Genomic DNA, 15,331 nt, shown 5'->3' on the forward strand with positions numbered 1-15,331 from the left:
TACTGAATTTAGGAAATTAAACGTTAGAAATTAGCGACACTCTGCTTCTCAAAGCGCGCTCTAAGTGAGCGATATAGAGAACCAATGTGTTTAGTGAAATTGCTTAGTGAATTAAGTAAGTCATTAAAACGTATAATATTTTCACGGTTATAAAAGTATCGCTTTGCATAGGGGTGTATAAAATTTAGCCCTTTAATGCAGTGTAAATTTCTTAGGCTAAATACGGGATTGCAAGATGTAGACCGAACGCCGAATTGGCTCGTTTTGACCATGTGAGTGAGAACGAATAAGCCACCTAAAAATGGCTTCTGGATGATGAAAAGGGAACACCAAATAACAAAGGAACAATTCCACTTAATAAGGGAGCTTGCGAGGTAACAACAGCGCAAAAACAAGCGAGATAGGTAGGGAAATGATAAAAAAGAGCGAGTAAAATCCTTTACTCGCTCAGTAAGAAGGCCACCTTTTCTGAGGGAAAGTAGCCGTCGGAGAACTGTTGGTTTTCTCTTACGCTAATCGGTTGATTATTGAAGAGAAATCCATCCCTGCATTGCCTTCTTCGCAATGCATTTCAAACCACTTTGCAGCAAGCTCACCCATAGGTACTTGCGCGTTGACGCCCTTCGCGCCCTGCATGGCCAGCCCCAAGTCTTTGAGCATAAGCGCAGAAGCGAAACCGCCAGCAAAATCGTTATCAGCAGGGCTTTGTGGCCCCACACCTTTTACAGGGCAGTAGGTGGTCATTGACCATGTCTGTCCCGAGGCATTTGACGCGATATCGAAGAACACTTGCGCATCTAAGCCTAGTTTTTGTGCCAGCTGGAAGCTTTCACACGTCGCAATCATGGTCGCGCCAAGTAACATGTTGTTACAAATCTTTGCTGCTTGTCCCGCACCATGGCCGCCCGCATGAACGATTTTTTTGCCCATTGCGCTAAGTACACCATGGGCTTTGTCAAATGCATCAGCGTCGCCACCCACCATAAACGTGAGTGTGCCGCCCGCAGCCGCTGCAACACCACCAGAAACCGGCGCATCCAGCATTTTAAGGCCTTTTTTCTCTGCCAGTTCCGACACACTCTTCGCCGTTTCTACGTCGATGGTGGAGCAATCAATAAGCAAGGTGCCTTCGCGGACAGAAGCCAAGATCTGATTTGAATAGATATCTTTTACGTGCTTGCCTGCTGGTAACATAGTGATAACGATGTCGGCCTCAGCAGCAGCTTGCTCGGTACTTTGCGCAATAGTACACCCTGCTTCTTTGGCTTTGGCCAGTGCCGCTTCGCTTAAGTCAAAAGCCAATACGTTGTAGTCGTTCTGAACCAGGTTATCTGCCATCCCTGAGCCCATATTACCTAGGCCAATAAATGCAACTGTGGTCATAATAGTCTCCTCACTTAGCCCATGGTTGGAATAACAAAGGCGTTGTCGTTCGTATCTGAGCCATCAGGCCAGCGCTGCGTAATGGTCTTAACCTTGGTCCAGAATTTCACCCCTTCCATACCGTGCTGGTTGGTATCACCAAATGCAGAGCGCTTCCAGCCCCCAAAGGTGTGGTAAGCAACTGGCACAGGAATAGGTACATTAATCCCTACCATGCCCACGTTTACACGTTGCGCAAATTCGCGCGCCGCATGGCCGTTACGGGTGTACATAGCTACACCGTTACCGTATTGATGGTCACTTGCTAAGTTAACTGCTTCGTTGAAATCTTTCGCGCGCACCATTTGAAGCACTGGACCGAAAATCTCTTCTTGGTATGAACGCATGTCTTTGGTCACGTGGTCAAAGAACGTTGGGCCGATGAAGTAGCCTTGACTGTCGTCTGGGATCTGACTGGTTCTGCCGTCGTAAACAAGCTCAGCACCTTCTTCTATGCAAAGGTCGATATAGCCTTCAACGCGCTCTTTGTGAGCAGCAGTAACCACAGGGCCATAATGAGCGTTAGGATCTTCACTATGACTTACCATAATGTCTTTAATAGCCGGAATAAGCTTGGCTTTCAGTTTCTCAGCGGTTTCATCGCCCACCGGAACGACAATCGGTAGCGCCATACAGCGTTCCCCGGCACTGCCGTATGCAGCACCAACTAAGTCGGTTACCACCTGATCTAGATCTGCATCAGGCATTACGATGCCGTGGTTTTTCGCGCCGCCCATGGCTTGAACGCGCTTACCTGCACGAGCGCCACGCTCGTACACGTAATTAGCGATATCAGAAGAGCCTACAAAGCTCACCGCCTTAATAGTTTGATGATCTAAAATACCATCAACTACTTCTTTGTTACCGTGTACAACGTTAAGTACACCTGCAGGAAGGCCTGCTTCGATCATAAGCTTTGCCAGTTCAACAGGTACTGACGGATCGCGCTCTGATGGCTTTAAAATGAACGCGTTACCGCAGGCAATTGCCACACCGAACATCCACATTGGGATCATGGCCGGGAAGTTAAATGGCGTAATACCTGCCACTACACCAAGTGCTTGGCGCATGGAGTACACATCGATTCCTGGGCCTGCGCCTTCGGTATATTCACCTTTTTGCGCATGAGGGATTCCACAGGCAAACTCGATAACTTCAAGGCCACGCTGAATATCACCTTGCGCATCAACCAACACTTTACCGTGCTCGCTTGATAATAGTGCCGCTAAGCGATCGCGGTTTGCTTCAACCAACTCTTTAAACTTGAACATAACACGAGCGCGTCGTTGAGGGTTTGTTGCTGCCCACTCAACCTGTGCAGCTTGAGCTGTTTCAATTGCATAGGCCAAAGTTGAAGTGTTAGCCAAGCTTACTTCAGCCTGTACTTCACCGGTGTTAGGCGCAAATACCGACGCGGTATTTTCGCTGCTATCCTCAAAATCTTTACCTGCAATAAAGTGAACAATCTTTCTCATGACATAGCTCCTGTAATTTTTAACAATATTGAAACCTTGTGTTTGCAAAGACAATACATATACTTGCAGTATGGTGCTGTAAAAATGCAGGTGTTTAAGTGAATTGGGACGACATGCGTTTGTTTCTTGGTTTGGCAAGAAATGGTCGTGTAGCTATTGCAGCTAAAGGCTTGAAAGTAGACCCTACGACATTAATTCGTCGTGTAAAAAAACTGGAGGACTCATTAAATTGCAAGTTGTTCGAGCTAACTAAAAAGGGGTATGTGCTTACCACCCATGGCAGTGAGCTAGTTACGTATATTGAAAAAGCAGAGCATTACTTTCTAGAGGCACAAAATGAATTAGGTGATGAACGCTCGCATTTGGCAGGTACGATCAGAGTGAGTGTTTCTGAAGGTTTCGGTAGCTGGTTTTTAGCGCCTTTACTACCCGATTTTAAAAAGCAGTATCCGGGGATCAGTATTGAGCTTGTGGCAACCAGCGGCTTTTTAAACCTGAACAAACGAGAAGCCGATATGGCTATCTTGTTAGAAAAGCCCAGTAAAGGCTTGCTGGTTACACAAAAATTAACTGACTATAACCTTTATCTTTATACCCACCAGTCCCTTATCAGCGACAACGAACCACGAACATTACAAGAGCTCACCGCCTTCAATTTAGTGAGTTACGTGCCCGATTTGGTGTATGCGCCTCAATTAAAGTTCATTGAAGAGACAGCTTTGTCACAATTAAGTGCGCTGCGCAGCACCAGTATTAATGCGCAGTATCAAATGCTTGTAAATGGCGCAGGAGTAGGCATTTTGCCTAAATTTATGGCTGAAACTCAGCCAGGCTTAGTTCGACTCATTGAAAACGAGATTCACATTAAGCGTACATTCTGGCTGGCCACACACAAAGAAACTCATTCTCAAGCACGCTTTCAGGTATTTACAAAATGGCTTACAGATAAAGTTACGCAATACCATTCAAAATTTCTCGACTAAAAAATTAGACGTTTATCTACTGTCTCTTGCAGGGTAAATATGTAAAAAATAGCGTAGCAGCGTCGAAAAACTCGCCACGCATTAATACAAGTGGCTGAATGTGGTCTAGGCTTTAATAAATTAGGCCGACACGTCTTAGGGCCTGTTGACCTTTGGTGTACGAATTTTGGTCTAAATGGAAGCCTTTTAATCGCGAAACAGTCCTGCAAGCCTAGCGGGCTAAGTTAAAGGACTGTGACAAAGAGTAAAAGGCTTCCATAACGACCCCTTCGGGCAGCGCCTTTGTGCCATCTATACTGCGTTGAATGTTCTCGATTTAGAACCACTAAACCGTCAAACATTCGCCTTGTCTAGATGGCACACAGACTGCTGCAAAAATGTACAACAAAGGTCAACAGGCCCTAGTTAAAAGGACATTGTCTAGCGAACCGTTTGCTAAACCTTGTGTAGATTAATCAAATTATCGTTAAGGCAAGGTTAGTTACTGCCGATAAACGGCATATTACTGTAATTCTCTGTCAGGGAAGGCCCTATGTTCAATAAACACTTAGTGAAAGAAAACGAAGCGCTTCGCGAGGAGCTACATATACTCAAGCAAGTGCGAGATGGCCTGCGCGAAGAAATGATCTTTCTCAATCTTAATGAGCGTGGTGAAATTGAAGCCGTCAACGAGATGTTCGAGAAAGAGCTAGGTTACTCACTCTCTCAAGTGAAAGGGCATTGCTTCTTTGAATTTGTTCCCGAGATTGCCAGAAACACGCCTCACTTTAAAAAGCTGAAAGATTCTTTAGAGCAGCGTGTTCATTACTGGGGGGCGATTGAGTTTCTTCGTGAAAATGGTGAAGAAGCGTGGTTAAGGGGCGTGGTTGAACCTATTTTTGACGGAAAAGGGAATATTCACAAATTCTCAGTCAACCTCAACGACCTCACGCGCACAATAGCCAACTCGAAAGAGCACGAAGATTTGGTGGCCGCGTTACACAAGTCAAATGCGGTGATTGAATTCGATTTAAACGGAGATATTCAGGACGCAAACGAAGCTTTCCTAAAAGCCGTTAAGTACAGCCTTAACGACATTAAAGGTCAGCATCATAGAATCTTCTGTGATACCGAGTATGCAAATTCGCGCGAATATAAAACGTTTTGGGAACGACTTGCTCAGGGTGAATTCGTCGCAGGTAGATTCGAACGCTTCGACGCTCACGGCAACACTATTTGGCTGGAAGCCACCTATAACCCGATTTGTGATTCTCACGGTCGTATGTATAAAGTGGTTAAGCTGGCTACTGATATTACTGAGCAGGTGGCACGAGAAAATGCCGTGTCCAGTGCTGCTGATATCGCCTACCGTTCTTCAAACACTACGGATCAAATCGCCACGCGAGGAAAGGAAGTCATTAGCGAACTGCTTTCTGAAATGTCTTCGCTGTCGCAGCAAATGGATAGGGCAAAAGAGGGGATTAATGCGTTGGACGCTCAGTCTCAACAAATTGCCACTATTATCGGAAGTATCAGTGCTATTGCCGAACAAACCAACTTGCTTGCTCTAAATGCTGCGATTGAGGCGGCACGTGCTGGCGATCAGGGGCGAGGTTTCGCTGTAGTTGCTGACGAGGTGCGTCAGTTAGCATCGCGTACAACCGAAGCCACAGAAGAAATCATCAATGTGGTTAAACACAACCAGACATTGGCCACCGACGCAGTAAATTTGGTTAATGAAGGTGATGAAAAGGCGCAATCAGGGCTCAACTACGCCAGAGAGGCGGGTGAAGTTATCGAACAAATTCAAGACGGTGCAAAAGAAGTCGTTGATGCAGTAGGCCAATTCAGCAGTCGACTGGGAAGCTAGTAGCACAGAGAAACAGGCTTACCGATAAGTGTAAACTGTCTAAGTTCTTACCAAATAAAACATCGCTCAAAACAGAATTCATCCTACCTTGGTAGGATGAATTCGCCCCTATTGCAGGATGTGCTTTTTAACGTAGCCTGTATAGCATAACCCTGTAATAAAAGGCTTGCAGGGGCGGTTATGTCAGGTTTTACGAAAATATCTACAGCTATAGTGGCCGTATTCATTGGCTGCTTTTTGGTTTTTACCTGTCTGGTCTACTTCCACATACAAGATAACATTGAGGAAGAGATGACGGGCGCGCTTAATCAAGTGCGAGAAATGGTCAACCTCAATATCCCTGTTGCTGATATCGAAGCGATTGTAGAGCCTAGCCCTCACTTATCCGCCCATTATTTCACGGGGCGCCTTCAGGCAGAGCAGACCTCAGTGATGCCGACTACCGAACGTACTGCACTCACTCCTGTAATCATCCCAATTCAGGAAAATCAGTATCTTATTGTTACGCCTTTTGATGCTACTGAACTCACCCAGAATCTCACTTTTTTTGCCTTGGTGGCGGGACTGTTTTTCGCAACCTTTGTCCTGTTGCTGTTTACGTTAAAAGTGGCGGTTAAGCAAAGGTTAGTGCCGCTAAATCAGCTCGCTGACGCGTTATCTGAGCTACGAGAAGGCAAGGAATCACAGCCCCTGTCACATTCAGATATCACCGAAATGAACAGGGTGTTAGACCAGTTTAAGCATCTGCAAAATGCACTTAAATCAAAAGAAAAGCAGCTCATAAAAATAGACAAGCAGCTAGCGCTTCTCCAAGAGCAAGAGCGTAATTACCTCGCCAGAGAGCTCCACGATAATGTTGGGCAGTTGCTGACCACGATAAAAGCCCACGCCTATATTTTGGTTAACGCGAAAGAGCGATCTGTTGTTGAACTGTCGGCGCAGAAGGTTCAAGTGATGTCACATCAAATAAGCGATGCAATTAGAAAACTCACTGCTCACCTACACCCGCTTGTTTTAGATAGAGTCTCTCTTCAGTCGTCGCTTGAGCGGCTGGTGTACGAACAAGAAGTAGCACAGCCCGATACGCAGTGGGACGTGTCAATTAATCTAAAGCGCTATCAAGAAGATAATGAGCGAGATATTCATCTTTACCGATTTGCTCAAGAAGCCATTAACAACGTGATTAAGCATGCGAAGGCCACCAAGGTTAGCATTCAAATTTATGGCGATACTCATCGTGTTTCTGTGATGGTCAAAGACAACGGTCGGGGATTAGGGAACCACATTGTAGAAAATATTGGCATGTCTTCAATGCGCAGCCGAGCACGTTGTATAGGAGCAAATTGCAGTGTGACTTCACCCGATGATGGCGGCGTTGCTGTATCGCTGTCCCTTACCCTTAAAAAAATGCCTCCTCTTATGGGCGCTAACGTCGCATGAATATTCTAATTGTCGACGACCACGCTGTGGTGCGTGAAGGATATAAGGCTTTACTCAATGCGATGATGCCCGATTGCCGTATTTTTGATGCTGAAAACGGCGCGCAAACCCATCGTTTATTAGCCAGTAGTGACATTGAGATCTTAATCCTAGACATAAACCTTTCAAATGAAAGTGGCCTTGTTTTAGCCAAGATTTTTTTGAAGCGACATCCAGATTTAAAAATTATCTTTTTCAGTATGTTCGAAGACAGCGTCATATTGCACCGCGCCATGCAGACCGGTGCTATGGGGTACATCAGTAAAAGTAGTTCGCCTGAAATATTGATCTCGGCAATTAAGGTCGTCGCAAAAGGGCAAAAGTATATTGAGCGAGGCCTGGCGGTAAATTTAGCCAATCAACTTCTCGATACCAATGTGGACATTGCTGCCAAATTAACAAAACGTGAGTTCGAAATATTTATTGCGATAGCAATGAATAAATCCCGCTTCGATATTGCTGATGAGTTGGGACTATCGGCTAAGACTGTCTCTAACGCGCTCACAGTCATTAAGCGAAAGCTCGACGCGGTGCCCTCCCAGTTTTCAGCCATTGCGGCTAAACACGGTTATATCGGTGATGCAGAGCTTTCAGCGTCTCAATCGGTGTCTTTTGTCGAGAAGAGTGAGAAGTAGCCATAGGTTTCCCCTCCTAAAGTAGGAGTCAAATCGGTCTATCGCATCATGGTAGGTACAACGTAAAAGTACCATTATCAAACTACACAACAAACCAAGTTAGTGCGCGTGGTACGCGCAAAGTTATCAAAAGGTACTTCTTATGATTTATGCAAAGCCAGGTAGTGAAGGTTCGGTCGTAAGCTTCAAAGAAAGCTACGGTAATTTTATCAATGGCGAATGGGTAGCACCGGTTAAAGGTGAGTACTTCACCGCAACATCTCCAGTAGACGGCAGCGACATCGCACAAATCCCACGCTCAACATCTGAAGACATTGAGCTTGCGTTAGATGCCGCTCACGCTGCGAAAAAGGGCTGGGCAGATACGTCAGTAGCTGAGCGTTCTAACATTCTTCTGAAAATTGCCGATCGTATTGAAGAAAATCTAGAGCTACTTGCCGTTGCGGAAACATGGGACAATGGTAAAGCCGTTCGCGAAACGCTTAATGCAGACATTCCGCTGTGCGCAGACCACTTCCGTTATTACGCAGGCTGTATTCGAAGCCAAGAAGGCACCATTGGTGAAATCGATAAAAACACGGTGGCGTATCACTTCCACGAACCTTATGGTGTTGTTGGGCAAATCATTCCATGGAACTTCCCGCTACTTATGGCTGCATGGAAACTTGCGCCAGCACTTGTTACCGGTAACGTAGTGGTGCTAAAGCCAGCAGAACAAACGCCAGTATCTATCTTATTGTTCGCCGAACTAATCCAAGACCTACTACCACCGGGTGTACTAAACATCGTTAACGGGTTCGGGGCAGAAGCCGGACAGGCTCTTGCAACAAGCACAAGAATCGCAAAAATTGCGTTTACTGGCTCTACACCTGTTGGCGGACATATCCTTCGCTGTGCTGCTGAAAACCTTATTCCATCTACCGTTGAGCTTGGCGGCAAGTCGCCAAACTTATTCTTCCCAGACATCATGAATCACGAGCCTGAATTTATTGATAAGTGTGCGGAAGGTTTAGTGCTTGGATACTTCAACCAAGGTGAAGTATGTACGTGTCCTTCTCGAGCGATTATTCACGAAGACATCTATGATGCATTCATGGAAAAAGTGTTGGAAAAAATTCAGAAGATCAAACGTGGCAACCCACTAGACACAGACACCATGGTAGGTGCACAGGCATCTAATGAGCAGTTCGAAAAGATCCTTAAATACATCGATATCGGTAAGTCAGAAGGGGCTCAGGTTGTCACTGGTGGTGAGAAAGAGCAGCTACCTGGCTTTGATGGAGGCTACTACATTCAGCCGACTATCTTGAAGGGTGAAAACCACATGCGTGTGTTCCAGGAAGAGATTTTTGGTCCGGTAATCGCTGTTCAAACCTTCAAAACCGAAGAAGAGGCGATTGAGATTGCTAATAATACAAGCTTCGGACTTGGCGCTGGTGTATGGAGCCGCGATGCGAATGTAGCATTCCGCGTGGGTCGAGCGATTGAAGCGGGTCGCGTATGGACGAACTGTTATCACTTGTATCCAGCTCACGCTGCGTTTGGCGGCTACAAGAAATCGGGCATTGGCCGCGAAACCCACAAGATGATGCTAGATCACTACCAGCAGACAAAAAATCTATTGGTAAGCTACGACATCAACCCACTTGGTTTCTTCTAAGTAAACCTGAGGGCGGCGCCTACCGCCGCCCGCTACTTTTATGCGCATCGCATTTTCCTCAATCATTTTCTTTCTGTTTCTCAGCACCAATGTGTTGGCGCAGTCTGACGCGACAGACATTCCACAAGACATTTACAAAATATTTCCCAACGCTACACGCGTGGGGGAGATGCACACTGACATCAAGGTAACCCCGGTCTATCAGCTTCAGCAACTACTCGGATATGTTTTTGAGTCGAATGACTTTGTCGACTTCATAGGCTTTTCAGGCAAACCAGTTAATGTAGTGATTGGGCTAGACACACAAGGCAATGTGGTCGATCTTTTCGTCAAGCAGCATAGCGAGCCGATTTTTTTGCACGGGCTTGGCGAGAAATCCATGTTTGATTTCGTTGCTCAATATCAAGGGCACAGTGTCAAAGAACGTTTTATCATTGGTGGTAAAAGCAATGTAGGCAAAGACGCTACCTACTTTGATGGGGTTACGAAGGCCACCGTATCGGTGCTGGTTATCAACGATACCATCGTGACATCTGCATTAGCCGTTGCCAGAGCTAAGCTCGATGGCTTTGTTGCGCCTAGCAACAATATTATCAATCCAGACTTTTACGAACCTCTTACTTTTAGCGAATTGGTGGACAAGGGCTACATTCAAAAGCACCAGATTACTCAGCAAAATACCGAAGGGCTTTCGAGAGAAGTGGTTCGGGCGGTTGACGATATTCAAAGCGAGTTTGCTCTTGATGGTGACATCATTGCCGAACACTACTATGCGTTTTTAAGTCTTCCTGTTGTGGGGAAAAACCTGCTAGATGAAGAGGAATTTGCTCGGTTACAGGAAAATCTAAATCCGGGTGAAATGGCACTGATGGTACTGAATACGAAAGGGTTCAGTTTTATCAGCGATGAGTTTATTCCCCAAACCACACCTGAGCATTTACGGGTATCTCAAGGCGGCTTTCCCACAGCTATCCGCGATATCGATTTTTATAGCTTCTATGACCCCGCATTTTCACAAGCATTGCCCGACTACAACGAGATCAAAGTACTTCGAGTAAAATCGAAAGGTGGGCTGTCACTTGACCAAGAAATGGAAATAGCGATTAGTGTGCCGTTTAAGCCGAGTTTCTTCGAGCAAGATGAGCATCTGTTCCCTTTGAAAGTGACACTGCCTAGTGAACTATTTATGGAAAATCCTGAGGCTCAGTTAGCGAAGCCCATTCCGTTGTGGCAGAAAATTTGGAGGGACAGAACCTTAACGATAAGCATCACCGTTGTTTATCTTGTAGCGCTGTCGTTGTTTTTTGCATTCCAGCAAAGGCTGACGCCTTACACCAAGTTTGTGCATACAGTGCGGGCATTTTCCCTTGTGTTCGTGCTGTTTTTTATTGGCTTTTACGCTCAAGGGCAACTGTCTGTTGTCAACATATACACGCTGCTACTGGATATTGTCGACGGATTTTCCTTAGAGGTATATCTTCTCGACCCGGTCATTTTTATTTTGTGGAGCTTTGTATTTGTCTCGTTGTTTATCGTTGGGCGGGGACTATTTTGCGGCTGGCTTTGCCCCTTCGGAGCACTCCAGGAAATGATGGGAATACTGGCTGAAAAGCTCAGGATAAAACAAATTAGAATTAAGCCACAGCACCACAAACGGGCACAAAAAATTAAATATGGGTTGCTTATAGGGCTTGTTGCGTGCTCATTTTATTCGCTAAACCTTGCAGAGAAGCTCGCTGAGATAGAGCCGTTCAAAACGTCCATAACCCTACACTTTGTTCGATATTGGCCTTTTGTACTGTATTCGGTTTTATTGCTGCTACTTAGTTTAAAAATTCATAAAGTGTACTGCCGCTATTTATGTCCGTTGGGAGCGGGGCTTGCCATTTTGGGGCGTTTCCCTTTAGTTAAATTGCTTACACGTAAAGATGCCTGTGGTAATCCGTGTCAGCTGTGCAAACAAAAGAAATGTGGTATTGATGCTATAGAACAAGACGGCAGCATTGACTATGCTGAATGTATTCAGTGCCTTGAGTGTGTGGTTACGTTAGATAACCCTGACTTGTGCAAAATCGATAAATATAAAAAGAAAAAGGTGCCAACGCGTGTCAAAAACCTCAATCCTGTCCGCACTTAGTCAACCTGCTAATAGCAAGGTTAACGATGACAACCATTCTAGTTTATACGGTGCTAAAGAAGCCTGCCGTGATGTGGCCAATGAGATTTTAGCCAACGTTAAGTGCGATGAAATAGAGCTATTACTCTTTCATACCAGCACGCTGTTTGACTTAGACACCGTAGCAAAGGAAATCTCCGCACGTTTTCCGCACGTGAACATTGTTGGCTGCACCAGTGCTGGAGAATTTAATAAAAACGGCTACGGAACAGAAAAACTCTTGGCCGTCGCGTTTTTGAAAAACGAATTTTCTATTGCAACAGCATTGGTGCCTAATTTAGGTGAAGTAAACTTTGATGAAGCCCATGATATTGCCAGTGGTTTGCGCCGAGCCCTGCAGGGTAGGGAGCGTCGTTACGATACAGAGCAGCACTTCGTTATTTCTGTGCTCGATGGACTTACCCGCCATGAGGAACATTTTCTAGAAACCTTTGCGACTGCATTTGGCAATATTCCACACTTAGGCGGGAGCGCTGGCGACGATTTAAAACTTGAAGCCACCTATGTGTTTTACAACGGTGAGTTTCATCGAGACGCAGCAGTACTGTTGCTTGTTGGCACGGGAAAGCCCTTCACCGTGTTCTCCATTGATCACATTAACTCTCCTGTATCGAAGCTGGTGGTCACCCACGCCGATCCTGAGTCGCGAACCGTGTATGAGATTAACGGTGAACCAGCAGCGCAGTATTACGCCAGTTTATTAGGAATGAAAGCTGAAGACTTAACGCCTGATGTGTTTTCCATGTTTCCCCTTGCTGTGATGGTAGGTGGCAAATATTTCATCCGCTCTATTCAAAAAGTAGATTTGGCCACTAACGCTATTACCTTTTACTGCGCGGTAGATATTGGCATTATTCTTACATTTGTTCAGATGGGTGACTGCATTGAAGCATTAGAAAGTAAACTAGACAAACTGCGCGCTCAGCTTGGCGAGCCCGAATTTGTCTATGCTTGCGATTGCTTTTTGCGAAGGCTCGAAATTCAACAGGGCAAAAACGACCACGAAATAAGACGGCTACAGCAAATGTATAACGTTGCGGGCTTCAATGCCTATGGAGAGCATATTCATTCGGTTCACTTGAACCAAACGTTTACGGGGGTGTATTTTGCAGCCCAATAATCAATTTGCCGACGTGCAAGCGCTCCAAAAGGCCCTTTACGAACAACGGCGTGAAAACGAAAAGCTTGAGAAAATAAACGCAGCACTGATGTATCGCATGGAAGAGGGCGGTTTTAATCATCACAGTTATCGCGCCTTCGAACATTCGGTTCAACTTTCTGAAAAAGTGAGTCAGAAAACAGAGGAGCTGCAGTCAGTACTGCAAAAGCTGGAGAAGTCAAATGCCGAGCTGGTGCGAGCTCACGAAGAAACCCATAAGGTCAAACAGCGTTTACACGACGCTATTGAAAGCACCAATCAGGCGATGGTGTTGCTAGATAGACTAGGCGGGATCATCTTCTTTAATCGGCATTTTGAAACCGTTTGGGATGACCTTTCCATTACCCCTAAAATTGGCGATAACTATTACGATATCACCCAAGCTGCCAAGCATTCTGGGGTTGTTCGCCGCGCCCTGCCTGCTGATGTCGAAGGCAGGATGATTTATCAGTTGTCAAACCGGCGATGGTATCAACTGACCAATCGGCCCACGCAAGAAGGCGGGAATGTTATTCTGTTTAACGACATCACTGAAGTAAAATTGCTGGAATCAAATCGCTACGAGCAAGTCATTAAAGAGAAAAACAAGCTGTTGCAAAGCCTTATCGATAATATTGAAGTTGGAATATTGCTCATTGATAAAGAAGGTGGCATTGCGTTTTGGAATAACACGTTTTTGACCCAGTCAAACGTGCCCCAGCACGTACTGGTAAACAGTAAGAATATTTATGCCCTTCAAAATAACCGTCACTGGAGCGGGCTTAACTTAAACCCGGTGGGGCCAAGTACCCAGATTATCCACGAGCAACTGGTGGTTGAACGCAACATCACTACACTGCCCGACGGCAATACGCTGTGCACGTTTACCAATGTTACATCGCAGCATCACTACGCGGAAACGCTGAAGCAAAACGAAAGCTGGATCCGCATGATAACCGATAATGTACCGGCGCTTATTGCTTACATTGGTACCGATAAAAAGTTTCAATACACCAATAAAGGTTATCGCGATTGGTATGGCGTTAGTGAGCAAGACATTAATGATATGCCTATGGATCGAAGCCATCTGAAAGAGGTTTACCCCAACCTTATTCAGTACTTGCGCCGTGTTAACCAAGGCGAAGTGGTGAGCTTTCAAAGCAAAGAAAAAAATGCTCATGGCGACGTTGGCTTTTTACAGAAAGTTTATTTGCCTCATTTCAATGAGTCTGGCGATATCACCGGGCACTTTGTCTTGGCAACAGACGTGTCGCAGCAGGTAGAAAGCCAGCTCCAGCTTAAAGCGGCTAAAGACCAATTAGAATCGAATGTAGAAAAGCGTACCCGTGAACTCAATCACGCCAACATCGCCCTTCAAGAAGCGATTGATTCAAAGAGCAAATTTTTGGCTGCTATTAGCCACGATCTTATGCAGCCCCTTAGCGCTGCCATCTTGTTCAACGAAACATTGAAAGATCAAGTGGATAGTTCATCCAGCCCCATTGTTACCGCCCTCGATAATTCACTGTCTGATTTACATGGCCTTATTCGCACGCTTATTGAAACATCCAAACTGGACGCTGGGGTGTTACAGCCCGATAAGCAGCAAGAAAATGTATTGCCGTTACTTATGCAGCTAGCCGAAGAGTTTACGCATATCAGTAAAGACTACAGTGTAGATTTTCGCTATCGCTTGAAAGAAGCTTTCGTGGTGACAGACGTGAACTTACTTTCTCGAATATTGCGAAATTTACTAATAAATGCAATGAAATACGGTGCCAACGGCAAGGTGTTACTGGCAGCACGAAAGGTGAATGAGAACCTAGAAATTAGCATCTATGATCAAGGTGTGGGTATAAGCGAAGACGATCAGAAAGTTATTTTTAAAGAGTTTTCCAGATTAGAAAACGATTTTAACTACTCTTACAGTTTGGGTCTGGGATTATACATTGTAGATAAAATGAGTAAGTTGCTAGAGCACGATATTCGAGTGCGCTCGAAAGAGGGCGTAGGCGCATGTTTCACGGTGACCATTCCTATTACCGAAGTGTGTGATACGAGTCAGGAACAAGACTATCTTTATACTTTGGAGCCATCGTTACCAGATTACGTTTTGGATAAGCATATATGGCACATTGATAACGATGCGAATATGCGCATTGCTATGCAAACGTTGTTCGCAAACTGGGACATGGAAGTAGACACTTTCTCAGGTTTTGAACAATGCAGTGCTGTAAATAATGGCAGTTTTGACGAGTGCGACATGCTTATTGTCGATTACCACCTAGATGAAGAAGAAACCGGTTTAGACATTGCGAAACGCGTAAGAAAAATCGCGCCTTCAATGCCCATTATGATTTGCACCGCTAATCACTCAAAAGCGTTAGCGAATGAACTTGAAGGCACCGACATTCAGCTGCTGCACAAACCTGTTAACTCCGAGGTGCTTAAGGCGGCGCTAGTCTCAAGCTTGAATGGCTAAAAGTATAGGAACATGGGGTCTGTTAATCTTCG

The 15,331-nt window shown here is 45.4% G+C and carries 10 protein-coding genes; 8 read left to right on the plus strand and 2 right to left on the minus strand.

Annotated features, from left to right (window positions below; genetic code table 11):
* Positions 1 to 507 precede the first annotated feature (507 nt).
* Positions 508 to 1,383 carry a 3-hydroxyisobutyrate dehydrogenase gene (mmsB, locus tag AC0J2X_RS16575; protein WP_216600855.1) on the minus strand — a complete coding sequence of 292 codons (876 nt, stop codon included), beginning with the start codon at positions 1,381 to 1,383 and terminating at the stop codon, positions 508 to 510.
* Positions 1,384 to 1,397: 14 nt separating this feature from the next.
* On the minus strand, positions 1,398 to 2,897 hold the full coding sequence (locus AC0J2X_RS16580) for a CoA-acylating methylmalonate-semialdehyde dehydrogenase (RefSeq protein WP_171338530.1): 1,500 nt from the start codon (positions 2,895 to 2,897) through the stop codon (positions 1,398 to 1,400).
* 98 nt (positions 2,898 to 2,995) lie between these two features.
* Between AC0J2X_RS16580 and AC0J2X_RS16585 the strand changes: the two genes are divergently transcribed.
* From AC0J2X_RS16585 to AC0J2X_RS16620, 8 genes are all read left to right on the plus strand, one after another.
* Positions 2,996 to 3,880 (plus strand): LysR family transcriptional regulator, encoded by an 885-nt coding sequence (locus AC0J2X_RS16585; RefSeq protein WP_014950688.1) that lies wholly within the window; start codon positions 2,996 to 2,998, stop codon positions 3,878 to 3,880.
* Positions 3,881 to 4,412: 532 nt separating this feature from the next.
* Positions 4,413 to 5,729: a methyl-accepting chemotaxis protein gene (locus AC0J2X_RS16590; protein ID WP_342318054.1), complete on the plus strand. Its 1,317-nt coding sequence runs from the start codon at positions 4,413 to 4,415 to the stop codon at positions 5,727 to 5,729.
* Positions 5,730 to 5,909: 180 nt separating this feature from the next.
* Positions 5,910 to 7,169, plus strand: a complete 1,260-nt coding sequence (locus tag AC0J2X_RS16595; protein ID WP_342318055.1) for a sensor histidine kinase — start codon at positions 5,910 to 5,912, stop codon at positions 7,167 to 7,169.
* Positions 7,166 to 7,843 (plus strand): response regulator transcription factor, encoded by a 678-nt coding sequence (locus AC0J2X_RS16600; RefSeq protein ID WP_014950685.1) that lies wholly within the window; start codon positions 7,166 to 7,168, stop codon positions 7,841 to 7,843. Before AC0J2X_RS16595 ends, AC0J2X_RS16600 begins: the two co-directional genes overlap by 4 nt.
* A gap of 142 nt (positions 7,844 to 7,985) precedes the next feature.
* Entirely contained in the window at positions 7,986 to 9,503 is a 1,518-nt protein-coding gene (gene exaC, locus AC0J2X_RS16605; RefSeq protein WP_014950684.1) for an acetaldehyde dehydrogenase ExaC, read from the plus strand.
* A 40-nt stretch (positions 9,504 to 9,543) separates the two neighbouring features.
* Positions 9,544 to 11,640, plus strand: coding sequence for a 4Fe-4S binding protein (locus AC0J2X_RS16610; RefSeq protein ID WP_342318056.1), 2,097 nt, complete (start codon positions 9,544 to 9,546; stop codon positions 11,638 to 11,640).
* Complete coding sequence (gene nosP, locus AC0J2X_RS16615; RefSeq protein WP_342325749.1) at positions 11,609 to 12,799, plus strand: nitric oxide-sensing protein NosP; 1,191 nt, start codon at positions 11,609 to 11,611, stop codon at positions 12,797 to 12,799. The genes AC0J2X_RS16610 and nosP overlap by 32 nt, the downstream gene beginning before the upstream one ends.
* Positions 12,786 to 15,299, plus strand: coding sequence for an ATP-binding protein (locus tag AC0J2X_RS16620; protein WP_472996224.1), 2,514 nt, complete (start codon positions 12,786 to 12,788; stop codon positions 15,297 to 15,299). Before nosP ends, AC0J2X_RS16620 begins: the two co-directional genes overlap by 14 nt.
* Positions 15,300 to 15,331 lie beyond the last annotated feature (32 nt).

This window comes from Alteromonas sp. R7 (assembly GCF_055755235.1).